The sequence below is a fragment of the Motilimonas eburnea genome (genome assembly GCF_021295345.1).
Lineage (GTDB): Bacteria > Pseudomonadota > Gammaproteobacteria > Enterobacterales > CBDFNC01 > Motilimonas > Motilimonas eburnea.
The window spans coordinates 15309-40264 of sequence record NZ_JAIMJB010000024.1; the positions used below are offsets into that span (position 1 = coordinate 15309).

24 protein-coding genes are annotated in these 24956 nt (G+C 45.7%); 14 read left to right on the top strand and 10 right to left on the bottom strand.

The features are described 5' to 3' along the window. Positions 1–33 precede the first annotated feature (33 nt). Positions 34–621 carry a D-sedoheptulose 7-phosphate isomerase gene (lpcA, locus tag K6Y21_RS18515; RefSeq protein WP_233073362.1) on the top strand — a complete coding sequence of 196 codons (588 nt, stop codon included), beginning with the start codon at positions 34–36 and terminating at the stop codon, positions 619–621. A 10-nt stretch (positions 622–631) separates the two neighbouring features. Beyond that, on the top strand, positions 632–1441 hold the full coding sequence (locus tag K6Y21_RS18520) for a class II glutamine amidotransferase (RefSeq protein ID WP_233073363.1): 810 nt from the start codon (positions 632–634) through the stop codon (positions 1439–1441). A 33-nt stretch (positions 1442–1474) separates the two neighbouring features. Here K6Y21_RS18520 and K6Y21_RS18525 read toward each other — a convergent pair whose 3' ends face one another. The 3 genes from K6Y21_RS18525 to K6Y21_RS18535 all read right to left on the bottom strand — a co-directional run bounded on the left by K6Y21_RS18525 (position 1475) and on the right by K6Y21_RS18535 (position 3574). Next, positions 1475–1954 (bottom strand): hypothetical protein, encoded by a 480-nt coding sequence (locus K6Y21_RS18525; RefSeq protein ID WP_233073364.1) that lies wholly within the window; start codon positions 1952–1954, stop codon positions 1475–1477. A 121-nt stretch (positions 1955–2075) separates the two neighbouring features. After that, positions 2076–2636 carry a DUF3592 domain-containing protein gene (locus K6Y21_RS18530; protein ID WP_233073365.1) on the bottom strand — a complete coding sequence of 187 codons (561 nt, stop codon included), beginning with the start codon at positions 2634–2636 and terminating at the stop codon, positions 2076–2078. Positions 2637–2854: 218 nt separating this feature from the next. After that, entirely contained in the window at positions 2855–3574 is a 720-nt protein-coding gene (locus K6Y21_RS18535) for an SDR family oxidoreductase (protein WP_233073366.1), read from the bottom strand. A gap of 106 nt (positions 3575–3680) precedes the next feature. Here K6Y21_RS18535 and K6Y21_RS18540 point away from each other — a divergent pair, with 106 nt between their 5' ends. The 3 genes from K6Y21_RS18540 to K6Y21_RS18550 all read left to right on the top strand — a co-directional run bounded on the left by K6Y21_RS18540 (position 3681) and on the right by K6Y21_RS18550 (position 6080). Then, a complete protein-coding gene (locus K6Y21_RS18540) occupies positions 3681–4562 on the top strand; it encodes a LysR family transcriptional regulator (RefSeq protein ID WP_233073367.1) in 882 nt (293 codons plus the stop codon). Between the two features lie 112 nt (positions 4563–4674). Then, positions 4675–5268, top strand: a complete 594-nt coding sequence (locus K6Y21_RS18545) for a LysE family translocator (RefSeq protein WP_233073368.1) — start codon at positions 4675–4677, stop codon at positions 5266–5268. A 20-nt stretch (positions 5269–5288) separates the two neighbouring features. Further along, entirely contained in the window at positions 5289–6080 is a 792-nt protein-coding gene (locus K6Y21_RS18550) for a helix-turn-helix transcriptional regulator (protein ID WP_233073369.1), read from the top strand. Between the two features lie 171 nt (positions 6081–6251). Here K6Y21_RS18550 and K6Y21_RS18555 read toward each other — a convergent pair whose 3' ends face one another. Then, positions 6252–7283: a hypothetical protein gene (locus tag K6Y21_RS18555; protein WP_233073370.1), complete on the bottom strand. Its 1032-nt coding sequence runs from the start codon at positions 7281–7283 to the stop codon at positions 6252–6254. Positions 7284–7602: 319 nt separating this feature from the next. On the opposite strand from K6Y21_RS18555, the gene K6Y21_RS18560 reads away from it, so the two are divergent. Beyond that, entirely contained in the window at positions 7603–9264 is a 1662-nt protein-coding gene (locus K6Y21_RS18560; protein WP_233073372.1) for a toxin-antitoxin system YwqK family antitoxin, read from the top strand. A gap of 337 nt (positions 9265–9601) precedes the next feature. Here the strand turns inward: K6Y21_RS18560 and asnC are convergent, their stop codons facing one another. After that, positions 9602–10063 (bottom strand): transcriptional regulator AsnC, encoded by a 462-nt coding sequence (gene asnC, locus K6Y21_RS18565; RefSeq protein ID WP_233073374.1) that lies wholly within the window; start codon positions 10061–10063, stop codon positions 9602–9604. A gap of 169 nt (positions 10064–10232) precedes the next feature. Here asnC and asnA point away from each other — a divergent pair, with 169 nt between their 5' ends. The 8 genes from asnA to K6Y21_RS18605 all read left to right on the top strand — a co-directional run bounded on the left by asnA (position 10233) and on the right by K6Y21_RS18605 (position 19792). Next, on the top strand, positions 10233–11234 hold the full coding sequence (asnA, locus tag K6Y21_RS18570) for an aspartate--ammonia ligase (protein WP_233073375.1): 1002 nt from the start codon (positions 10233–10235) through the stop codon (positions 11232–11234). A 157-nt stretch (positions 11235–11391) separates the two neighbouring features. Continuing rightward, positions 11392–11871: a VF530 family protein gene (locus K6Y21_RS18575; protein ID WP_233073376.1), complete on the top strand. Its 480-nt coding sequence runs from the start codon at positions 11392–11394 to the stop codon at positions 11869–11871. A 45-nt stretch (positions 11872–11916) separates the two neighbouring features. Continuing rightward, positions 11917–13329 carry a lytic transglycosylase domain-containing protein gene (locus tag K6Y21_RS18580; RefSeq protein WP_233073377.1) on the top strand — a complete coding sequence of 471 codons (1413 nt, stop codon included), beginning with the start codon at positions 11917–11919 and terminating at the stop codon, positions 13327–13329. 211 nt (positions 13330–13540) lie between these two features. Further along, positions 13541–14677 (top strand): efflux RND transporter periplasmic adaptor subunit, encoded by a 1137-nt coding sequence (locus K6Y21_RS18585; protein ID WP_285229763.1) that lies wholly within the window; start codon positions 13541–13543, stop codon positions 14675–14677. Positions 14678–14687: 10 nt separating this feature from the next. Beyond that, positions 14688–17840, top strand: a complete 3153-nt coding sequence (locus K6Y21_RS18590) for an efflux RND transporter permease subunit (protein ID WP_233073378.1) — start codon at positions 14688–14690, stop codon at positions 17838–17840. A gap of 106 nt (positions 17841–17946) precedes the next feature. Continuing rightward, positions 17947–18219: a hypothetical protein gene (locus K6Y21_RS18595; protein ID WP_233073379.1), complete on the top strand. Its 273-nt coding sequence runs from the start codon at positions 17947–17949 to the stop codon at positions 18217–18219. Then, entirely contained in the window at positions 18216–18836 is a 621-nt protein-coding gene (gene pnuC / locus K6Y21_RS18600; RefSeq protein ID WP_233073380.1) for a nicotinamide riboside transporter PnuC, read from the top strand. The genes K6Y21_RS18595 and pnuC overlap by 4 nt, the downstream gene beginning before the upstream one ends. Further along, positions 18836–19792 carry a phosphotransferase gene (locus tag K6Y21_RS18605; protein ID WP_233073381.1) on the top strand — a complete coding sequence of 319 codons (957 nt, stop codon included), beginning with the start codon at positions 18836–18838 and terminating at the stop codon, positions 19790–19792. The genes pnuC and K6Y21_RS18605 overlap by 1 nt, the downstream gene beginning before the upstream one ends. Here the strand turns inward: K6Y21_RS18605 and K6Y21_RS18610 are convergent. The 5 genes from K6Y21_RS18610 to K6Y21_RS18630 all read right to left on the bottom strand — a co-directional run bounded on the left by K6Y21_RS18610 (position 19757) and on the right by K6Y21_RS18630 (position 24803). Further along, complete coding sequence (locus tag K6Y21_RS18610; protein WP_233073382.1) at positions 19757–20227, bottom strand: hypothetical protein; 471 nt, start codon at positions 20225–20227, stop codon at positions 19757–19759. The genes K6Y21_RS18605 and K6Y21_RS18610 overlap by 36 nt on opposite strands. A 113-nt stretch (positions 20228–20340) precedes the next feature. Beyond that, a complete protein-coding gene (locus tag K6Y21_RS18615; protein WP_233073383.1) occupies positions 20341–22305 on the bottom strand; it encodes an alkyl/aryl-sulfatase in 1965 nt (654 codons plus the stop codon). A 127-nt stretch (positions 22306–22432) separates the two neighbouring features. Continuing rightward, on the bottom strand, positions 22433–23395 hold the full coding sequence (locus K6Y21_RS18620) for an SPFH domain-containing protein (RefSeq protein WP_233073384.1): 963 nt from the start codon (positions 23393–23395) through the stop codon (positions 22433–22435). Next, positions 23392–24312, bottom strand: a complete 921-nt coding sequence (locus tag K6Y21_RS18625; protein ID WP_233073385.1) for an SPFH domain-containing protein — start codon at positions 24310–24312, stop codon at positions 23392–23394. Before K6Y21_RS18625 ends, K6Y21_RS18620 begins: the two co-directional genes overlap by 4 nt. 11 nt (positions 24313–24323) lie before the next feature. Next, positions 24324–24803 carry an NfeD family protein gene (locus tag K6Y21_RS18630; RefSeq protein ID WP_233073386.1) on the bottom strand — a complete coding sequence of 160 codons (480 nt, stop codon included), beginning with the start codon at positions 24801–24803 and terminating at the stop codon, positions 24324–24326. Positions 24804–24956: the final 153 nt, after the last annotated feature.

A 24956-nucleotide genomic window follows, 5' to 3' on the forward strand; every position in this document is an offset into this window, starting at 1 on the left:
CAATGCCGCCTTTAACCTTCTTGAGTACAGGCCATGTATCAGCAATTAATCCAAGCCGAGTTAACTGAAGCCGCCGAGGTGTTAGCCAAGTTTATCAGTGAAACTGAGAACCTAGAAAAAATAGCAGCGGCCGCGAAAATGCTTGCGACCAGCTTTAAAGCCGAAGGTAAAGTGCTTTCTTGTGGTAATGGTGGCTCTCATTGTGATGCCATGCATTTTGCTGAAGAGTTAACCGGTCGTTATCGTGGTGACAGGCCATCATTGCCGGGCATTGCCATTGCCGATGCCAGTCACATGTCTTGCGTGAGTAATGACTACGGCTATGAACACGTGTTTTCTCGTTATGTGCAAGGCGTTGGCCGTGCGGGCGACGTATTATTTGGCCTGAGTACCAGCGGTAACTCAGCTAACATTATTAATGCTATCGAAGTGGCTAAGGCCAAGGGCATGAAGGTGATTGCGTTAACAGGCAAAGATGGCGGTAAAATGGCCGGCTTGGCCGACATTGAAATTCGTGTCCCCCACTTTGGTTATGCCGATCGCATTCAAGAAGTGCATATTAAAATTATTCATATCCTGATCATGTTGATCGAAAAAGAAATGGAAGACTTGGCGGAGTAAGGTAAAAAGCATGTGTGAGTTGTTAGGGATGAGCGCCAATGTGCCCACGGATATTTGTTTTAGTTTTACCGGCTTAGTGAAGCGCGGCGGTGACACTGGACCCCATCGCGATGGTTGGGGCATTACCTTTTATGAAGGTAAAGGGTGTCGCAGCTTTAAAGATCCTCAGCCAAGCTGTGAATCGGAAATTGCTGAGCTGGTTAAAGCTTATCCCATTAAAAGCAAAGCGGTGATCAGCCATATCAGGCAAGCTAACCGCGGCGGCGTTAGCTTAGAAAACACCCATCCCTTTACCCGCGAATTATGGGGGCGTAATTGGACTTATGCCCATAATGGCCAGCTTAGTGACTATCAAGGCTTACCCACGGGTGACTTACTGCCCATTGGCGAAACCGACAGTGAAAAGGCTTTTTGTTGGATCTTAGCTCAGCTCAAATTGCACTTTCAGTGTAAGCCCAGTGACTTAACCTGTGTATTTGAACTGCTTGCTCGCTGCGGTGATACCCTGCGCGAAAAGGGCGTGTTTAATATGTTGCTCAGTGATGGCGAATACGTGATGGCCTATTGCAGCAATAACCTACATTGGTTAACCCGCAAAGCTCCCTTTGGCAAGGCGCGCTTAATTGATGAAGACATGGTGGTGGACTTTCAACAAGAAACCACGCCCGATGATGTCGTCACCGTCATTGCCACACGCCCATTAACCGAAGGTGAGCCTTGGGTGAAATTGAACCCCGGCGATTTTGTGGTGTTTAAGCACGGTGACATCGTGTTTGAACGCTTGCTCCCGCCGGCTGTAACCCAAGCGTCGGGTGATTAAAGCAAAGCGCGCCAAGATACTCAAAATCAGGCATTAACCGGAAAAATCATATTTCCCGTCAGAGCTGACGCCATCATGGATTGATGCTTTAAACAGATACCGAGTATCCAAACCCAGATGAATAAAGAGGGTAAACTCGGTTTCTGCTACATTAAACAGCAAGTCAAACTGCAGATTGTTTTCACTGTATTTCAGGTTGGCTGGCGCAGCGCCAATGCAGGATCCAAGCGCTTGACATTGCATCAGATATTGCTGCGCCTTAGTTTGCAAGCTGATATCTATTTGCCTTTTCGTCAAGTAGGTATCTAAACCATTGAGTAACACTATCAGCAGTAGTAGCCCTGATGGGATCAGGCGCAATATGGCAAAGTGTTTCACCCGAAGCCAAAGCCAAGCCAACGACGCTAGTCTAAGTAAAAAATACCCAAAAGCGAGACCGATAAAAATGCGGCTGATGTTATAACTAAACAGCACCTGCCTTGCATGATCAGGCCCACGGCCGCTAATAGACAAAATAACAGCTTGATGTAAAAGCTAAAAGCTTGCTGGAACAGAGGTTTAATCAGTGTCGCGTTCCTTACTTATGCTTATTCGTTTAGGTGGCGGCATTGGCGTTGCTCGCTTATTATGTGATTTATTTTAAAATGATGAACTTAGACCAGATAAGGATGGGGACGATTATCATCAATACCCCAAGAACGATTCTGATAAAAGGGGTAGCGTTTAGGCCTGGGTTGATAACATTAATACTGGGATCCGAGGGTTTATAGTAGATCAACACTGAGCTCCTCGATTTTACCGAATCAAGTTTGGCATCTGCTTTTACCTTACTGGTGTAACTTGCACTGAAATCGTACTCCGTGCCTGAATATTCCGTGCCATCTACAGTAAAGTTGCATTTAATGGCAGGAATATAGCTTTTAGCGCCTTTGTTGGATGTGCATTTTAGTGAGTATTTTACATTGTAAGCCTGCGAGGATGGCCAATTTTTGCTTGCGATAGCTTCCTGAAAAGTGACAACGCCAGTGATGAAGATAAACACACCTAGGGTAATAAGCATTATCCATGCAATCACATCCAATACTTGATGACTGGTAAATACCGCAGCAGGGGCTATAAACATAAATATGAGTAAGAAGTAGGTTGAGTATATACTGCGACCTGTCGCTATTTTTATCAATAATTGATATTTCAATCTCTCTTCCTTGACGTGATATTTACGAGTAGCACAGCTTAGCTGGCGTATACATGAGCGTACAATACTAAAACCGCATGATTAGATAAGCCACCTTTTCTCAAACGAGCGCAGTAAAACTGTTCGGCATAAGCCGAGATGGTGTTACTGCGCGTGTTGTATCACTCTTTGGCTCTGATAGTCGTTTAAGAACAGGCGTCGGATAGTGCAAACAAAACTCATTTGTTGTAAATCACCGGCATGTGACTCTTCCAGTGTTGCCATAGCGAAGCGTTAGTTAATAATTCCGCCATAAAATGGGCGACGTTGCCCCGGCTGGTTTGTTGTGCATCGAAGATGGGATCAAATTGCACTGACCGGTGCAACTGGTACTCCGTTGGCGTGGGGTGCTGGGTTAACGTATCGGGCCGCACGGCAACCCATTCAATGGCTAATTTTGCTGACTGACTCAGGTTTTGCAGATACCATGCTGCTGTTTCATTATCTCGATGAGGGGGAATTGCTACCCTTAATATGGTATTCACGATGGCATAGTGCCATGAAGTACGCTGTTCCTTCTGCTTATTTTGTACGCCACTGCTACTCATTAAAATCACTTTCACCGGGGAGCTGTGAGGGTTTGTTTGAATGGCCAAACACACACGTTCGAGCACGCCACTGACCAAATTTCGCGGTTGGCCAAATACGCCTTGCCAACTTAAGTTGTGGCCTAAGCAAGAAATAACCGCCTCACAATCCACAAGATGATGAGTTAATTGCTGAACTGACAGGTCAAAGACATCTGCACATATCACCGTCACGCGTTTATCCCTCGTAAAGCTTGCATCTAAACGTTCGATGGCTCTAACAATGACGCTGACCCTTATATTGCGCTCAAGTAATTGTTGAGCAACGAGCCTTCCCGTTGCACCCGTGGCACCAAGCAGTAGAACCTTCATAACCTACCTTCCTCACCTATCTTCCTTAAAATCCTGTGAGACTATTCTACCTATACATTTGTGTGGTATTAATTGGCTAAATAAGTATAAAGGTATGCATATTTGTATGAAATGGGATTTAATTGGTTTTGACTGGAATCGCACTCGCGCTTTTTTGATCACCGCAGAAGAAGGCACATTGTCCGCCGCTGCAAAAGCGTTAGGCGTGTCACAACCCACACTAAGCCGGCAAGTTGCCGCATTAGAGCAAGAGCTGGGCGTACTGTTGTTTCGGCGCTCTGGTCATAAACTGGCACTGACAGATAATGGCTTAGCCTTGTTAAGTGTGGTGCGTGAGATGGCCGATGCAGCTAGCCGTTTAGCTATGGTGGCGCAAGGTCAGGCAGAAACCTTAATCGGCAACGTGGTGATTTCAGCCAGCGAATTAGATGCCATATATCGATTACCGAACATCATTGCCAAGCTCAGGCAGGCCGAGCCCCATATTTCCATTGAGGTGGTGGTGACCAATCAAGTCAGCGATTTAAAACGCCGAGAAGCCGATATTGCCATTAGAAATTTTAAACCAACGCAACCCAATTTGATTGCCCGCAAGCTAGGTGAAGAATCCATCCACCTTTACGCAACCCCAGAGTATTTAGCTGGCTTACCTGACGTATCCGCCATGGCATCCCTGCAAATCATTGGCTTTAGTGACAGTGCATTGATGTTGGAACAGTTCAATCAGCAAGGTTGGCCATTGTCTCCAGCCAACATTATGTTGACCACGGATAACCAATGCCTACAAATGCAACTTTGCTATGCTCACTTAGGTTTGATTTACTTAACGCAAGAAGTGGGGGATAGCGATCCTCGTTTACAACGTGCTTTTGCAGCTCAACTACCATCACTGCAATTACCCATCTGGTTGGTTTGTCATGAAGAGCTAAGAGCCAACCCTCGGATCAAGCGTGTATTTGATTTTATAGCGACAGAGTTGTCCTGCTAATGTTGTAGATAGTGACATGCGTTAATCGCCCTGAATGCGCAATTTTTTACAATCTTGTGGTCTTGCAAATGGTTATGCTGGCGGCTGTGTTAGTCACTTAAGGTAATGAACCATGGAATTTCTTCTGGCGATGATTTTATATGCCTTGGTGGGCGCTATTTCGCCTGGGCCGGTGAATATGATTGCGACCAATATTGCTGCGAATCAGGGCTTTAAGGCAGCATTGCCCCATGTGTGTGGGGCGACCTTTGCTTATAGTGTGATCGTGTTGTCGGCCGGCCTTGGCCTGACCCTTGTTTTTACCCAGTGGCCGCAACTGCTTTCTATTACGGGAATTGTGGGCGGTTTGTTTTTACTTTACATCGCTTGGCAGATTGCTCGCTCAGATGGGGTGAATAATGCCTTAGCGTCAGAGGCATCGACTCATTCAGGTTTACTCGCAGGCGCCTTGGCTCAATTACTGAACCCTAAAGCTTGGTTGGTCAGTATGGCGGGGGTGTCTTTGTTTGTAACAGACAAAGATCATCAGTTTGGATTAGCTTGGTTTGTTGGCATATCCTTTTTTATGTGCTTTATTGGCATTAGTAGCTGGGCATGGTTAGGTCATGGTTTACAAGCTTGGCTGGTTGGGCGTCGGCGTATTTACTTTAATTGGGTGAGCAGCGCCTTGTTGGTGGTGAGTGTATTAACCATCTGGTTGGCGTAACTTTATACAGGAGTTTTGTTTTGTCACAGTTTTTTAGTCAATCTCCTGCATTGCCAGCAATCGAGATGCGCCAAGCCACACAATCTGGCGCTTGTTATCATCTGCACAGTCATGATGAATTTTCTTTTGGCGTGATTGATGCAGGCCAAGCCGATTATTTAAATGGCGGGCAACATCAGCAAATTGGTTATCGCGATACCGTGCTAATTAATCCGGGCGATATGCATGCTTGTAACCCAGACCAAGGCCAGTGGTCTTATCGTATGCTGTTTTTAAACTGCCAATGGTTGGCGCAGCTGCAACACGAAAGCGGTTTTAGCTGCGCCCTTGATTACCATGCGTTTAGCCGAGTGATGTTGCAATCAGAGGCGCATTATCAGCTTTTTGATGAATTATTTGGAGCGCTGGCTCAAGGACAAGCTCAACTAAACGCGGAGTCTTTACTGATTGAGTTTTTGTTGCCCTTATTTCAGGGGCGTGCCGATGAGTCTCGTTCGTCGGATCGCTTATACCTAGCCAAGGAATACTTACTATCTCAGTTAGATGGCAGCCCAGATTTAACGTCATTAGCTAACTTGGCCGGGATCAGCCGCTATCATCTGATACGGAGTTTTAAGCAAGTATATGGCTTAAGTCCCCATGCCTATTTAATTGATGCGCGGATCAAGCAAGCGAAAATTGAGTTAAGGCGAGGGCAGGCACTAGCCGATGTGGCTTTAAATCTCGGCTTTAGCGATCAAAGTCATTTTCAGCATCAGTTTAAAAAACGCCTAGGGGTGACGCCAAGGCGCTATCAGTCGGCCTTTGTATAAGTCATTTGCCGAATTAGACAACGAGATAAAAAACGAGCTTGTTTACTCTTTGTTACCCATTAACTTCACACGTACCAAGTTTCAGACAGTTTAGGCATCAAGGGGAAGTCATATTCCCCGTCTTAGCTGACGCTATTGTGGATTATGCCAGTTACAAGGCGCAGTATCGGCTTAACCATGAGTTTTAAAATGCGCTAACAATATTTCATGGATCGTATGCATCAGCTCTTTATTGTTGCTGAAGTTGATCATGATGTCTTGGCTGGTGGTGAGTAGGTGCATCTCATCATCTTTCACATACAGATCTTCAACGCAGTTTAAAGGAAGTGTATGTTTGCCTAGTACGCCTGACTGATAAAGCAGCCGTGCAGAGGTTAACTTGAGGGTATGCTCAAGAGAGTTGGCCTTGTGTTGACGCAAGAATACTCTGAAGGCCCAGATAAAGATGATTAAACTCACCGCTGATACTTGATAGTGAGCAATGTACATGGCAGATAGCCAAGTTAAGAAAGTAAGCACACTGATGCACAGCGCCAATAAGTAATAGGTAGGATTGTGTAACATAGGCAGCGCGAAACTCATTTCAGCATCTTGTGCATCGTCGTTGATGTTTTTGCAGTGATCATTTCCGACGCCAAAGTTTGATGCCTCATGGTTTTTTGCTCTGAGCTTGTCGCCTAACGAAAGCTGAAATTCTTCTGGTAGGTAACCCCTGTCATTGACTTGATCAACTAATGGGCAGTCAAGGTGTTTAGCTAACTTGATAGCGTAACGCGAGGCTTGGTCAAACTTGGGTAACAGGCAAAACTCGAATGGCTCTGAGCCGACGATATTGACGCCCGTAAACGTCTCTAGCCTTGATTTTTTTGTCCGTTCGTCTTTAACCGCTACCCTTTTTGAAAAAAGCTCAACGTACTGAAGTGGTTCGATTTCAACATCGCGACGCCGCTCAGGGCCAAAGAAACCAGTGACGAAAGTCATTTTTCTAAGCTGGCAGTTAACTTCTGTTGCTTTGTAGCTTTTGGCCGCGAGACCAATGGAAATAATAAAAAGCAAAGCCAAGGCTAATAGATATACGCCTGTCTGCTTATGGTCGTAATCAAAGATATTGTAACCAATCAACAAAATGACCATTGAAATCAACAACCAGAAAACAGGTGAGTCTTTCCGGTTGACCAGTTTGACTATATGTTGCTCGCTCATGTTATGCCTTGCTTATGTCTATTATGATAGTGAATGAGGTTGTTTGTCTTGGTGCATCTCGTGAAGCGATGAGCCCAGTCATGCACTGGGTGCTTTGTCTTGATCTCTGACTCAAAATCACTCAAACCTTGGCTCAAACTTCTAATTTTGGAAACCCATTGTGCCCCGACCATGGCTCTATGCTGAATTACTAAGCTGAGAATTGGTACAGCTATCGCATTTTAATCGGTTTATTTACTGTTTTTGGTTAATTTGTAGTGATTTTAGTATATATTGCTGTAGATGATTTTATCAATTATGTGAAGGGTATTTGTAATCAATGGTTAAAGAGACGAAGTTTATTAAATACTTTAAGAGAACTGTGATTGGAGTATCGACTACGTTTTGCTTCGTCGTTTTAGTGTTAGTTATAAAAAGCTTTATCCCTGAAGAGCCTCAGCCAGATGGCCCGTATTATAGGTATTTTTATGATAATAAACATCAAGTTGAAGTTCGTGGCGCTTATCTAAATAATCTGCATGAAGGTGAATGGGTTAGGTATTATCTCAGTGGGAGAGTTAAAGAAGAAGGGAGTTATCACTTAGGTAATAAAACAGGAAATTGGTTTGAATACTATGACAGAGATGAAAATAAGTTAAGTAAGGTAACAGAATACCATCCCAGGGGGGATTATACAGTGAAAGAGTTTTGTTACGAAGGAGGTATCAACTTTTTTGGGAGATTTAAGCCAATTGAAGAAGTATATGGTCGAGTGATGTATTCTGACCAAGAGGTAGGAGTACATTATCATTTCCATTGTGATCCAGCAGATAAGCCTTCTCAGCCTTTGCTTATGGAAGTTAATGATTCTGAACTTAAGAGATTAAAATCAAAGATCTTTTATCTTAGGGGAGAGCAGCATGGTGAAATAACTCATTATCATGCTAATGGACAGCTAAGCAATAAATTTTACGCAAAATCAGGTGTTCTTGAAGGAAAATATTTGACCTACGATTATTTGGGGCGGATTGCGGAAGAAGGACGATATCAGGATGGTGAAAAGCAGGGGCGCTGGTCGTTTTACGAGGAAGGAAAGTTACTTAAAGAAGAGCAATATCAGCGAGGATTATTAGCTGGTAGAACTGTGTATCATGAAAATGGTCAGGTTTCTGCAGAAGGTACGCTCGCCAATGTTGATAATGGTAATGTCCACTTACCTCATTGGACATGGGTCTATTATCATGATACCGGAAAAGTCGAGTCGAAAGGGGGATTACTTCAAGGGAACCGTCACGGCCAGTGGTTATTTTATGATCAAGAAGGGCGTGTTGAGCAGCAGGGGCATTATGTTGATGGAGAGAAACATGGTACTTGGCTATCCTTTGAACAGGGACGTGAGAAGACCTTAAAGACTTATCAATACTCCGTGTTAGAAGGGATTTATAAGGAATATCATGAAAATGGTCAGGTATATATTGAAACAACTATGCACCAAGGCTATGCGGATGGACCCTATAAATTTTATCATAGCAATGGTCAAGTGGCTGAAGCCGGTACTTTTATATCAGGCAATAAGCAAGGTGAATTCATTCAGTACTATGAAAATGGCCAAATACGGGGTAAAAGTGAATATCGCGACGGTTATTATAATGGCGATTTTATTAGCTATTATGAAAATGGGAAAATTAGATCTCAAGGAGCCTATAAAATAAATGTTGTTCGAACGCTGGATAACAGTGTAGCTGCTGGAGGCCAAAATCATGAAGGAGTATGGACGTATTACTATGATAATGGTCAATTACGCAGAAAAGGCGCATATGAAAATAATGGGCGGATTGGTCTTTGGTATTATTACAATGAAAATGGCGTTCAAACTGAGCTTAGGCTATATGACCACAAGTTACGTTTTCAGCGTATGTTAGATGAAGATACTCCTTTGCCTAATAGTAATTCAGAGCTTGATATGATGGACTCAGACTATTACACCTTAACACAGCATTGATCGGTTATGTGAGCTCGAAACTAGGTCTAATAGGTTCTGACCTGGCAATTTCAATTCTTTGTCAGGTGAACACTGACCGTATATGAGTTGACTGAATGGGTTTTTAAGTAGAACTCCATTTTTAATGGCTGCAAGGGAAAAACAGCTGTTTGGCTTACAATATGGGATGATTAAGCGGCCCAACCAGTGTAAATAATCCCCTTTAAATTTCAATTATTAAACAAATCCTTAACCCCATATCTAAACAATTCTTGACATTCCCAAAAACGAAGAGGATTCATTTTACACCTGTTGCTCAAACAATCAGCGCCTTGGCGGGTCCCAAGGCGCTGGCGGGCTAGGGCATTACATCGCGGTGAATGGGGTTTTGCAGTGAGATTAAGGTTTCGGTGGACTGAATGGCGTCGATGGTTTGGATCTTGTTGATTAAGGTGGTTTGCAAATGATCGATGGAGCGGGTCATTACCTTAACAAAAATACTGTAGTTGCCTGTGGTGTAATAGGCTTCGACGACTTCCTCTAAGGCTTCTAACTTTTTAATGGTGTCGGGATAGTCTTTGGCGCTGGTGAGGTTAACGCCGATAAAACAGCAGACGTCGTAGCCTAGCTTTTTGGCGTTAATAGCCACGCGCGTGCCTTCGATGATGCCCGCTTGTTTCATTTTTTCTACTCGGACATGGATGGTGCCGGCGCTCACCCCACATTGTTTGGCTAATTCGGCGTAGGGGATGCGCGCATTATTGGTCAGGGCTTGAAGTATTTGTTTATCGAGATTATCGATCTGATAATTATCTGGCATTTTTTTAACCTGTGATTGATGGTTTCTCATTATTTTAGCTAAAAATTAATGAATATTGAGTGCTTTTGTTGTTTTTGTTGTGGGTTATTGAATTTATTTGCGCTTTGGGTGAATATTCGTATCAGTTGATTACACAAGATTAAAACAATTAAGCAAAAGGGATGAGTTTATGAGCAGCCAATACATTCAAAGCCAACGTCAAATCAGTAAGGTTAAGCAGATTTTTGCCACCCAATTAGAAGAAAAATTAGGCCTTGTTGAAGTGCAAGCGCCAATCTTGGCAAAAGTGGGTGACGGCATTCAAGATAACCTAAGTGGTCACGAGAAAGCGGTATCCGTGAAAGTGAAATCGCTGCCTGAGCAAGATCAGCATTTCGAGGTGGTTCACTCATTGGCTAAATGGAAGCGTAAAACCCTAGGCGATTATGGCTTTAAAGTAGGCGAAGGCTTATACACCAACATGAAAGCACTGCGTCCAGATGAAGAAAAACTCAGCCCGATCCACTCGGTTTACGTTGACCAATGGGACTGGGAAAAAGTCATTTGTGCTAGCTCTGAGCGCTCTTTGGATCACCTTAAAGCAACGGTTGAAACCTTATACAGCGCTATTAAAGAAGCAGAAAAGCAAGTGGATGAGCTGTTTGAGCTTAAGCCATTTTTACCAGAGAAAATTACCTTTATTCACGCTCAGCAATTACTTGAACAATATCCAGAGCTCACAGCAAAAGAGCGTGAGCGCGCCATCACCAAAGAGCACGGTGCCGTATTCTTAATTGGTATCGGCGGCGCTTTGTCTCACGGTGATATCCATGACGTACGTGCACCTGATTACGATGACTGGTCAACGCCAACGTGTGAAAAATACTCAGGCTTAAACGGTGACATTTTAGTATGGAACCCTGTGCTACAAGATTCATTTGAGATTTCGTCTATGGGCATTCGCGTAAACCCAGAAGCCCTACAAAAACAATTAGAAATCACCGGTGACCAAGACAGACTGGCGTATGACTGGCACAAAAGCTTACTGGAAGCTAAGTTGCCACAAACCATAGGTGGTGGTATTGGTCAGTCTCGTTTAGCCATGCTGTTACTGCAAAAACAACACATAGGCCAAGTTCAAGTTGGCGTATGGAGCCAAGAGCTAAAACAAGAAGTACCTGAAATACTTTAAGTAAAACTTGTATCTAAATGAAAAACACCTGCTTTAGTGCGGGTGTTTTTGTTTGTTTGGCTGTGAATTAAGGCCAAGCTTTTACTTCAAACAAATGGTATAAAGGCGGATTAATTACTCTATACTACTCTTTTAGTAGCGATTATTGACAAATTTGATGACAGAAAAACAAACAAATAACCCATTGCACGGTCTTAAGAACGAGCAGCTATTGACCGAATTGGTCGAGTTTTACGGCTGGGATATCCTCTATGAAGCATTGCGATTGGCTTGCTTTAAAAACAACCCAAGCGTTGCTAGCAGCGTTAAATTTATCAAAAAGACCGAGTGGGCCAAAGACAAGGTAGAGAACTTTTACCTTTATCGCTTTAAACGTATGCCGCGTCCAAGTAAGCAGCAGTTTGCATTAAAGCCCAGAGAGCGCGGTTTTGCCGATGGTATTGAGCCACGAGCCCCGCAGCCATTAACGCCAGAGCTGATTGCTGAAATGAAGCAAAAAGCGCAGCAAGATTATGAATTACAGCAGCAGAAAAAGCGTCAGCGTCAAGACAAACCTGTTCGCCGGGGTAAGCCAAGTAGGTCGACGCCGCGTCAAGGTGAGCAGCAAGATCCTTGGTCAAGTTGGAAGACAAAATAAGTGCAATGGCGCCGTTGTAGCAGCGCGAAGAAGTTGGAGTTAAACGTGAAATTAATCAGTGTTGCTTTTTTGTTATTGTTACTATCAGCCTGTTCAACCCCGCCGCCAGAGCCAAGTAAGCCGTTCGTTGATGTTAAAGTGGCCCCCATCGAGCCACCTTTTGCCGTGCCCACTTCTGAGCAGCTTGATTACCTCGATGTGTTGCGATCATTGCAGGTAGAGTTAGACAACGAAGAAATTCGCCAACTTTATACTTGGGTGAAAGCGGAATACGACTACTTTTATCAAACCGAGTTTGTCACCGGCTCTTTGCAGCGTGGCAGCCGATTCTTGCCATATTTGCAATATCGCTTGAAGCAAGCTGATTTGCCAATCGAATACAGCTACTTGGCTATGATAGAGTCGGCGTTTAGAACCGTTGCCCTGTCGAATAAAGGCGCCCATGGTGTTTGGCAATTAATGCCTGCAACGGCCAAAGAGCTCGGTATTCGCCCCGAGCAACGCAAAGACGTGGTTAAAGCCACCGATGCCGCCATTAAATACATTCAAGCAAGGCAGCAAGCCTTTGGCAACGATGCGTTACTCATTGCCGCGTCCTACAACGCTGGTGAGTATGGCGTTAGTCGACGTTTTGAAAAGGTGGACTCTGGACGCTATAACTTTGTGACGATTTATGACCACTTGCCCAAAGAAACCCGCCATTATGTGCCACGTTGGATTGCCGCGACTATGTTGGCCAATCAAATTAAGCGCCAAGGAAAAATGCCACCGAGTGAAGCGGTGATCATTACCAGACGTGATTATCAAATAGCCCCATTAGCCAAAGGGTTAGGCATGGATGTGGCGCAATTTGAACGCCTTAATCCCGATTTTGTTGGGGCAAGGTTTTTAACTCATCAGCATAATTTTATTGTGCATCCTAATTCGTTACCGGTGAATGCGGTAGACGGCATTCATATCAGCGCCGCGACGGGATTTACGCCGCAGTTTATTGCTGCACAAAATGACCTCGTTCCCACTCGCGCTCAAGTGGAAGACCAGCAACGTAAAGATCGCCTTGCCCAGCAAGCGAAAAAGCCTAAGCCGAAGGTAAAACTGTCCCCTAAAACACAAGCCACAGTGGCCAGTTCGGTTAAATCTCGGCCTGAAGGCTACATCAAGGTCGAAATTAAACCGGGCATGACCTACACCCGTTTAAGCCGTTGGTTCGGCGTCAGTCAGCAAGAGTTAATGAAGCTAAACCCTAGCTTAAAACAAGGCCTGCAAGCGGGTAAGCAAATCAAAGTGCCTGCCAATGGTGTGTTAGTTAAGCAATATAAGGTGCAACAAGGGGATTCTCTTATGCAGATCGCAAGACAGCATCGCCTTGATTTAGATGATATTCGTCTTATCAACCAAATAAAGGATAACCATATTCGTGTGGGACAAGTGCTCACTTTATACTTGCCGCAAGGCTAGTCTGACACCTACAGCTAGGGCTAACCTAGCTGTATGTACAAGATTTTAAGCTGCTTTTTATACAGTTATCTATCTATTCCTGATGGTTTTTGCCTGCTCTTTAGTCCTGTTAAGGTCGCGTTCAGCTTTTTTGGTTAAGCTTGCTGATAATTTATAGACCTTATTGTATGGTTAGTTTCATATCAACAGAGATTATTAAGTGGCCTTTTCGATGAATAAAACAAGATTAGCGGTAATGGTATTGAGCTTGAGTGTGAGCTTATTACTAACGGGTTGCGAGCGTGCTGAAACCGGTAACCCTGGGGCAAATTTACCCGTTGTGCAAACGCAACAAACTGAAGTGATCAACTATTATTTTAGTAAAAGCTATGTAGGGCGTGTTGAGGCCGTTGAAGATACCAATATTACCGCGCAAGTATCAGGTTATCTAAAGCAGCGCCATTTTGAAGAGGGGCAAATAGTCAATCAAGGCGATTTACTTTACAGCATAGAGCCTTCTTCATTTGTGGCCGAGGTTGCTAGTGGCAAAGCGGCACTCGCGCAAGCCAATGCCGCCTTGAGTAAGGCGCAAAATGATCATCGCCGCGGCAAAAACCTATTGCCGAGAGGCAGTATTTCACAATCGGAATTTGATGCTTTAACAGCCCAGTTATTGGGCGCACAAGCTCAAGTTGAAGCAGCCAAGGCGCAGCTAAATCTGGCCGAAGTTAACTTATCCTACACCGAAATTCGTGCGCCATTTACCGGGCGTATCAGTAGCAGTAAGATCAGTCAGGGTGATTTGGTTTCTCCTTCATTAGGCGTGTTAACGACGCTAGTGAGTTTAGATCCTGTGCATGCCACTTTTAACATGAGTGAAAGGGAGCGCCTAGCATTAAACCTTGATAAGCTAAGTGGCAATACCAGTCAGGCCTCACAAGGTGCCAAGGTGTATCTGGTGCTAGAGAATGGCCAGCAGTTTGAACACCCCGGTCAGTTAGACTTCATTAATAACCGCATTGATATCCAAACCGGCACCATTCAAATGCGCGCCCAAATTCCGAACCCTGAGCAAACCCTACTGCCGGGCCAACACGTGATTGTCAAGTTGCAACAGGCCGAGGCCAGTGAGGTCGTGGTGGTGCCTCGACGTGCGGTGCAAAGTGATCTGGGTGGTGATTTTGTCATGCTAGTGGTAGAAGGCAACGTTGCTGAGCGCCGTAATGTGAAAATAGGCGAGCAAATTGATTCTCAAGTGATTATTTCTGACGGACTTGCGCCGGGTGATGAGGTGATTAGCCAAGGCCTACAAAGGGTAAGAAACGGCATTCCAGTCAGTGTGCAAAATAGCACAGAGCTAGCACAATAGGAGCCCGTTTATGTTAAGTCGATTTTTTATTCAGCGGCCAAAGTTTGCCCTCGTTATTTCGATTATTTTAACCTTGGCAGGGGCGATTTCCCTCATGGCCTTGCCTGTAGCGGAATACCCGAAAATCAGTCCGCCTTCGGTGAGTGTGAGCGCGTTTTACAGTGGCGCCAGTGCCGAAGTGGTTGAGCAAGCCATTGCCGATCCCATTGAAAGCTCGGTCAATGGGGTTGAGAACATGATTTACATGTCATCGAAAAGCGCCAATGACGGCTCTTATAACTTAACGGTGACTTTTGATATCGGCACCGATCCGGACATGGCTCAGGTGAATGTGCAAAACCGTGTCGCGCAGATTGAATCAAAATTACCCCAAGAAGTGCGCATGGTGGGCGTGACGGTGAAAAAACGCTCGCCCGACTTGTTGATGGTGCTTAACTTTTTCTCTCCCGACGGGCGTTATGACGATAAGTTTTTGATCAACTACATCAACTTAAATGTGAAAGATCAGTTAGCTAGGGTAAAAGGCATCAGTGATGTCAATGTGATCGGCGGCGGTGAATTTGCCATGCGGGTTTGGCTTGATCCGGAAAAAATGGCCAGTTTAGATTTAACCACCAGCGATGTGTATGCTGCGTTGGCTGAGCAAAATGTGCAAGTAGCGGCAGGGCGCGTTGGCGGGGCGCCGTATGCAAATCCCCAAGAGGTACAGTTTAATTTAGTGACTAAAGGGCGTCTTGAATCCGTTGACGAGTTTGAAAACGTGGTGCTTCGGGCTAACCAAGATGGCTCAACCGTGTATTTAAAAGATATTGCCCGTGTGGAACTAGGTAAAAAATTCTATGACGGTAATGGTCAATTTCGCGGCCAAGACGCTTCTATTGTGGCTTTGTCATTGCAATCCGATGCCAATGCATTAGAAAGCGGGCAAGCCGTGATGGATCTGCTGGAAAAATTAAGCGTTAATTTCCCCGAGGGAATGGCCTATGAAACCAGTTATGACACCACCTTATTTGTATCTGAATCCATCAAAGGGGTGGTGATCACCTTAGTGCAGGCGGTTGCCTTAGTGATCGCGGTGACTTATCTGTTTCTGGGCAGTGCGCGGGCCACCTTGATCCCCGTGGTCGCCATTCCTGTTTCATTAATCGGTACCTTTGCCGTGATGTTAGCGACCGGTTTTACCATCAATACGGTGACCTTGTTTGGCTTGATTTTGGCCATTGGTATCGTGGTGGATGATGCTATCTTGGTGATTGAAAACGTCGATACCATGATGGCCAAAGATCCGAGCTTAACGGCGCGTAAAGCGACCTTACTGGCGATGAAAGAAGTGACGGGGCCGATCATTACCTCAACCTTGGTATTGTTGGCGGTATTTTTACCCGTGGCCATGCTGCCGGGGATCACGGGGATTATGTATCGCCAATTTGCGTTAACTATCTGTATTTCTGTGGTGATCTCGTCAATTAACGCATTGACCCTATCGCCTGCGTTATGTTCTTTAGTGCTAAAGCAAGGCGGTGGTAATACCGCCAATTGGTTCCAACGTTTTAACCGAGGGCTTGAAAAAGTGACCCAGCGCTATGGCAAGATAGCGGGCACCTTGGTGAAAAAAGCCATGGTGTTATGTGTGATATTTGCCGTGGCGGTGACGTCGGTTCTATTCTTGTCTAAAAACACATCTACAGCATTTGTTCCTCAAGAAGATAAGGGGATCTTGCTGGTTAATGTGCAGTTGCCCGATTCTGCTTCATTATCACGCACCGAAGAGGTGACCGAAAATTTATCCAAGATAGTGGCACAGGAGCCGGGCGTCGATGGCGTAACCGTGGCCAATGGCTATTCGTTTATGACGGGAGCCGCGGCTTCTAATGGCGCTTCGTTGTTTATTAAGCTACATGATTGGCAGCATAGAGCTGAGCTCGACGGTAATCACTCCTCCGATGCGATAGCTGCGCGCATTAATGGCATGGCCGCCCAGCACATTCCACAAGCCGTGGTGTTTGCCATGGGCGCACCTGCGGTGCCGGGCATGGGGGCAGCGTCGGGTTTTGAATATGTATTGGAAGATACCTTAGGTCGCAGTCGCACCGATTTGCAGCAGGTTATGAATGATGTGATTGCCAAGGCAAATCAACAACCTGAAATTGCCTACACCTTCAGTACCTTTAGAGCCAATGTACCTCATTATTATGTCGACATAGACAGAGACAAGGTGAAACAGCTAGGCATTGCACTGGCCGATGTGTTTCAAACCTTGCAGGCTAACTTAGGCTCGGTGTATATCAATGATTTCACTTTGTTTGGTAAGAACTTTCGGGTCACCATGCAGGCCGATGGCGAATTTCGTCAGAGCATCACGGATTTGGAGCGCTTTCATGTACGTTCAAAAGCCGGTGACATGATCCCGCTGAGCACCTTAGTCTCTACCAGTCAGATTTTTGAACCTGATGTTGCTTGGCGTTACAACATGTATCGCAGTGCGGTGATCCAAGGTCAACCCGCGCCGGGATACTCAAGTGGTGATGCGATCGCAGCGATGGAGCGGGTATCGGCCGAGGTATTGCCGCAAGGTTATCAATATGAATGGACAGGTTTAGCTTATCAAGAGGTATTGGCCGGTAACCAAGCCATCTATGCTTTTGCTTTGGCGCTGATCTTTATCTATCTGTTTATGGTGGCGCAATACGAAAGTTGGAGCATTCCATTAGCCATTATTTTGGTGGTGCCTATTGCAACCTTAGGCTCGTTTATCGCCCTTTGGCTGACAGGCACGCCCCTTAATTTATACGCGCAAATTGGTTTGGTGTTGTTGATTGCGTTGGCCGCGAAAAACGCTATCTTGATTGTGGAGTTTGCTAAGGTGGCGCGCGAAGAGCAAGATGAATCCATCGAAGCGGCGGCAACCAAGGGCGGCATGCTACGTTTTCGTGCGGTGAACATGACGTCTTGGTCGTTTATTTTAGGCATAGTGCCTATGGTGTATGCCTCTGGAGCGGGTCATATCAGTCAAAACTCACTAGGCGTGTCGTTAATCGGCGGTCTACTTTGTGTGTTATTGGCAGGGACGTTACTCATTCCCGGTTTTTATGCCTTGATCCAAAAGCCAAGGGAAAAATTCCACGGCGGCAATACTAAGCTGCAGCCGTTAGAGGATGATTAACCCTAATTGATTGAGATTACCAGCTAAACTTAAACGGCGCATACCCTGTGTATGCGCCGTTTTTTTCAGGCATAATTGCGCTTTTACTTAGGGCAGAAGAGAAACCATGAAAGCCACCGTCGAAATCAGTATGTATCCCTTTAATCATGATTTTATTCCGCCTATCAAAAGCGTGATCGCGGGGTTTAATCAATATCCCAATATTGATGTGATCACCACGGCTACCAGCACCCAGCTTTACGGTGATTATGATGAGGTGATGGCGTGCGTGACCAAAGAGCTGAAAAAATCGTTTGAAGAATTTGGTTTTGCGGTATTTGTGGCCAAAATACTTGGGCGTGATGTTCGTGAGCCGTTCACCAAGGAGGAACAAGCATGAGTTCAACGTCTATCACCGACAACATTTTAGCCGCATGGCAAGCCATGTCGGGTTTTGAAGTGGTGGCCGTGGTGTTGGCCATCGCTTATCTGGTGCTCGCCATTAAGGAAAGCAGTTGGTGTTGGTACGCTGCGTTTGTCAGTACGGCCATCTACACTTGGCTGTTTTGGGATGTCAGTTTGGTAATGGAGTCACTGCTTAATGCCTACTACATGGCGATGGCTATCTATGGCTGGTGGCAATGGCGAAGACCCACTGAGCAAGTAAACGAAGTGAGGCCAATTGTGCGCTGGCAAGCGAGGCATCATCTATTTGCTATGGTCGGCGTGCTTGCATTGACTGGCTTGTCTGGTTACTTTTTAACGGCAAATACCGGCGCTCAGTTACCTTATCTTGATTCGTTTACCACTTGGGCCAGTGTGTTAACCACTTATATGGTGGCCAAAAAGGTACTGGAAAACTGGCTTTACTGGTTGTTCATCAATGCCTGTGCCATTTATTTGTATGTTGATCGCGAGCTGTATTTAACGGCCATGTTGTTTGTTAGTTATGAAGTGATGGCGGTGATTGGCTATATCCGTTGGCGCAAGCATTATTTGGCGCAGCCGCAAGCTTGATGACTAAGACAGTCTCCATTGCGCCAAGTGCGATGAAAGGGGGTGAGATCCAAGCCAAGCATGTGCGGCAAATAAAGCGCATTATATTTGAGCTAGGTGGCGATGATCGCACTGAAATCACCCGCCTCTTGCCATTGAGCCAAGGCATCAGTCATGCAAGTTTTCGTTTACTACTGCGGTGGGAAAATGGCCAATGCCATGATTGGGTAGTGCGGTTAATGGGCGAGCAAAGTGAACCAACTTGGTTGAGGCTGGGGGTTGAGCCTCGGCTGTTAGCGTATTTGTCTCGCCATGGGATCACCGCCCCTGTGGTGGCAAGCGATGTATATGGACACTGGTTAATCACCGAATTTATTGCAGGAAAGCACCCGCTCGAATACCTGAATGGGCAAATGGGAAACGCTTGGTTAGATGATTTAGCATGTCGTTTTAAAGGACTAGATCAACTGAGTCTGCCAAGTGAATTAATGGCTCAACTGCCAAGGCTTGATTTAGTAGTTCGCTGCAGACAGTTGTTTGATGGGATCTTAGTGTTTCCTGATACTATTTCTCGCAACACGCTGTCGGCCATGCTGGACTATTTTGCTCAGCTTGATCTCTCTCATGTGAGCGCACAAAGTTTATGTCATGGCGATTTACACCAAGGCAATCTGTTATTCACCCCACGGGGTGTCAAACTGCTAGATTGGGAATATGCCAGCTTAGGTTCAAGGTTGATTGACGTGGCGGCGATCAGCCAAGATTTAGGCCTTAGCCAGCAGCAAATTGACTATTTACTACAGCAGGCAGGTTATCAAGATTGGCGAGATGAGCTGGCGCATTATGCCTTGGGCTATCGTTTAATCGAGCTGCTGTGGTACTTGCAAACGTGTAATATCAATTTGCTTTGCCCATCCCAACTGGAAACGAAATGGCAACAGTTATTGGCTTGCTGGTTGCAGAGTCAAAATACCTAGTTCGCTTGCTTGTCCTAAGGTGATCTGCTTTTTCGATAAGGCAATTAAGGTCGCTTCACTCATTAACACCACAGGATACTCGCCTGTTGCGCTGGCGGTATGTAGGGTTAGGGCGGGCTTTTCTTGCTCAATTCGCACTTGTGCCCACAGCTTTTTATCGATTAACAAAACGTCGATAGGCTGAGGAAACAGGCTGTTGAGCTGAGGTATAACTTGTTTTAGCAACCACTGAGCTCGCTGTAAACCTGCGGGACCAGTTAATGGCTTAGCGGCGATAAATTTTTGATTAGTTATGGCTTGGTTGGTCGCAAGAGCCACCCGCAGTGAGCCATTATAGGCCTGATTAAAGGGGTTGTTAAACTGGCCGTCGTAAGAGCAGGCTAAGGCGGGTAGGGCGGTTAACAGCAATAAGCTGCACCAATAGAGATGCTTCACAATGGGCTCCCAATAAAAAATTGGCCAACATCATGTTGGCCAATAGGTAAGTTAGTTAGATTACTTTAGAACAATTCAACTGGCTAAAACCAACTAAAACCAGCTAAAACCAACTAAGGTGTCACTATGTTAAACCAGAAGCTGAAGGTATCAAGCATACCAACAAACTCTTCAAATACCTTAGCATCACCGTCGATTTTCACATCACCATCTACCACGGCTTGCTCCATGGTGGTTTGGCCAAGTTGAATTTCGTCCAGTTTGGCTTTGGTTAAGGTGAGTGCGACATTCGGCTTGTCGCTCACCTTAGTGGTGTAATTGAGCACCGAGTTTTCAACGCTTAGGGTGTATTGCTCATCTAAGTCTGTGAAGTCAACATTGATACTAAACTGTTTACCCGCTGCTTTTTCTGGATTAATGCGCACCGAGAGGTAATCAAATAGCATCTGCGGGGGCATGTTTTTGATGATATCGGGAGAGGCGGTGTTGGTTCCACCTGCGGTTGGCACGCCATTACGTAGCTCATAGGCCCCTTGCAGATAAACCGAGCGCCATGGACCTGATTCCGCTTGGTAACCTAGCTGCTCGTAAGTATCAGCCAATAACATTTTGCCTGGTTTACTTTCGGGGTTGGCAAAGACGACATGTTTGAGTACTTCTGCTACCCAGCGGTAGTTACCTTGACTGAAGTCTTTTTCGGCTTTTTTCAGGATGGCCTTTTCACCGCCCATGTACTCAACATAATGTTTAGCCACGTCAGCGGGTGGCAGGTTATTTAGATCCGATGGATTACCGTTGTACCAGCCCATGTAACGTTGATAAACGGCACGGCTGTTGTGACGAAGGGTGCCGTAGTAACCGCGCGTTGACCAATTTTTCTCGAGCTCATCGGGGAATTTGATCATCTCGGAAATTTCTTCGCCGTTGTAGCCTTGGTTCATCAAGCGCACACTTTGGTCATGGGTGTATTTGTACATGTCGCGCTGTTTCTTAAAGTCATCAACGATGGCTTGTTGTCCCCATAGTGGCCAGTGATGGCTTTGGAACTTCACTTTGACCTCATCACCCCACATTTCAATGGTTTCGTTTAGGTAGCTTGACCATTTAAGGGCATCACGCACTTGAGCGCCACGCAAGGTAAGAATGTTGTGCATGGTGTTAGTGGCGTTTTCTGCCATCCAAAGGGCTTTTTTCTCTGGGAACCAGGTGTTTATCTCGGTCGGTGCTTCTGAGCCAGGGGTATATTGGAAGACCATTTTAACGCCATCAACGGTGCGCTCTTCGCCGGTTTTTTCGATGATATCCGTTGGCTCGATCAGGGTTGCTTCACCGGTTGATGTGGTTTGGCCTAGGCCGCCGTTGACACCACCAAATTCGTTTCTAGGGAGTAGGGCGCCATACATGTAGACCGCACGGCGGCCCATGGCATTACCGGCAATCACGTTTTCAGAAACGGCATGTTCGGTAAACCCGTGTGACCCAATAATTTGTACCTTACCTGCTTTCACATCGGCTTCATCAACAATGCCACGTACACCACCAAAATGGTCAATGTGGCTATGGCTGTAAATGACCGCTACCACGGGACGCTCACCTAACTGTTTGTTCACAAATTCCAGTGCGGCTTTGGCGGTTTCTTTGGAAATCAGCGGGTCAAACACAATCCAACCTGTGTCACCTTTTACGAAGGTAATATTAGATAAGTCATAGCCGCGAACTTGATAAATGCCGTCGGTGACTTCAAACAATCCGTTGATCATGTTTAGCTGCGCATTGCGCCACAAACTTGGGTTAACGGAATCGGGCGCTGCTTTGTCTAAGCTGATGTATTTTTTGTAGGACTCTAAGTCCCACACCACATCACCTTTGTCATTTTTGATGGTCACTTGATCTTGCGCGGCTATAAAACCTCGCTGCGCATTCTCGAAATCGGCTTTGTTGTTAAAAGGCAGATCTTTTAAAACCTGTTGATTGCTCGCTTTAGTGTGCTCTGTGGCAGGTTTAGGGGCGGTTTCGCTAGCAAATGCTTGGGTGCTGAGGGCGAGTATGACGACAGACGAAATAAGCGTGTGTTTCATGGAAATACCTATATTGATGGAGGTCTATTGGATTACATTATGTTTACATCAATGTAATATATCATCAATATTAAGTTTTCATTAAGATGGTGCGCCAGCCCACTAGGTCTGGCGCAGTTGAGTGCGGTTATTTATTGGATACGGGCTTGGGGTTAAGGCCGATGGTGTCCATCCAAGCTTGGTAATCAAGTAAGTTAGCGGGTATCACTATCTTGCGGGACGGATCCGCTATCCCTTGCATTTGCTTCATGTATTGTTCACTGAGTTGCATCTTCATGGCATTTTCGCCGCCCGGTTGGTTGAGCACATTTGCCATCTTGTCGATAGACGCGGCGGTTGCACGGGCAATGGAGATGATCTCTTGGGCTTTACCTTCGGCGGCGTTAATACGACGCTGTTTTTCACCCTCAGAGCGGTTAATCATTTCCATTTTTAAACCCAGTGAGCGGTTAATGCGGCTTTGCTTATCACCTTCACTGCGCGCCATAATAGCGCGGCGTTCACGCTCGGCATTCACTTGCATTTCCATGGCATCACGCACGGTCCGTGGCGGAGTAATGTTTTTAATTTCATATCGGTGTACCTTGATACCCCAGCCTTCCCCCGCTTTTTCCAACACTTCCACTACCTTGCTACTGATAAGGTCACGCTCTTCAAAGGTGCGATCTAAATCTAGGGTGCCGATCACCGAACGGGTGGTGGTTTGGGCAAGCTGCATGGCGGCATAGCGGTAATCTGTGACGCCATAACTGGCTTTAACGGGATCGACGACGGAAATGTAAATAACCCCATCCACCTCAACGTTAACCTCATCTTTGGAGAAACACTCTTGTGGTGGTACGTCGATGGTCTCCTCTTTTAGATCTTGAATGCTTGCCACCTTATCAATAAAGGGGATCAGGGCATGAAAACCCGCATCTAAGGTTTTTGAGTAACGGCCCAAACGTTCGATAACATAGGCTTTTTTTGTCGGCACCAAGCGGATAGATTGAAAAAACTTAATGACGATAATGAGGAAAAATGCGCCCCAGACCAGCATCACAAAGATGTCCATCGGGCTTATTTCGTTGCCAAAATATTGTTCTATCATTTTTCTGCTCCATTTAAATTAGCGGTTACCTTGTCCATGCCAGTAAAAAAGCCTTCTAGTTTAGCCAGCTCACTGGGCACTATGGTCACCTCGGCGCTGCTCAAAATATCGCCAGTTTGTTTGATGAAGTCTTCTAATAAGCGCATCTTCATGGCTTGATCTCCGCCCGGTTGGGCGAGGGCTTGCGTGACCATGGTGACGCCTTGTGCACGGGCATCGGCCAAGATTTCAATCTCTCGCGCCTTACCCTCGGCTTCGTTGATTTGCTTTTGTTTATCGCCTTCAGAAATATTGATCGCTTCTTGGCGCTCACCTTCAGAGAGGTTAATTGTGGATTCTTTGGCCGCTTCGGCGAGTGTGATTTCTGCACGTTTGCTGCGCTCGGCTTCCATTTGTTTCTCAAGGGTATGGACCACTTCTGTTGAAGGCACGATATTTTTGATCTCGTAGCGCAAGACTTTGATCCCCCAAGAGTCAGAGGCTTTGTCGATTTCTCGCACGATGATCTCATTAAGGTTGTCGCGCTCGGAAAAGGTTTGGCCTAAGGTCAGTTTACCGATTTCAGATCGCATGGTGGTTTGCGCTAGGTTGACACTGGCTCGGCGGTAATCTTCGATGCCATAACTGGCCTTTTGCGCGTCCATCACCTTGATGTAAACCAAGCCGTCGACAATGATTTGAATATTATCTCGTGAGATACAATTTTGCGCAGGGATATCGAGCACTTGCTCGCGGGTTTCATGGCGATAGGCCACCGTATCAAAAAATGGAATGAGAAAATGCACCCCAGGTTGCAGCACACCTCTAAATTTCCCAAGTCTTTCGACAACACAGATTTCTCGCATTTCTACTATCAAAATCAATTTATAGATGATGAAGAGTAGAACCAGTAATGCGATGGTAATAAACGCTAGCATGTTGGTACTCCTTATTGATTAAATTTGGTGCGTAATTCTGGCTCGACTCGCTCTACCACTAGCGAAATATTGTCACGGCAAATGATGCGTACTTGGACGCCGGTTTCAATAGTGCTGCCATCGGCAATGGCGGGCCAAGTTGAATCTTGATATTGCACGCGTCCCACTTGTGTCGCTGGGCCGATGGTTTCGATGACGGTGGCTTGTTTACCGTATAAGTGGGCATCTTCATCGGTGTCATCGATGTGGCTGTCACCGCCGACCATATTTTGCGCCACGTTTCTAAATAGGATTAATAAAACGAGTGATGCAATGAACCAAAGGGTTAACGCACCAACCCAAGTTGACAGCAAACCAAAAAACAAACTGGCAGCGACGATCAGGGCGCCAATGCCCAGAAATAATACAATGCCGCCGGGAATGATGGCTTCGGCGATCATCAATATCAGGCCTGCTATTGCCCAATAATGGGGCTGGGTGAGGGCATTCATCTTGCCTCCTAACTGTGTTAGTTAATACCCACTCAATGCTAATGAGTTGGCAATTTACATAGAGATTGTTGTGACATTGAATTTAGAGGTCAAGACATAATATGTCAAATGCTATTTTCGGCTTTAGCCCATTGTTTTGGTGTTAATCAAGGT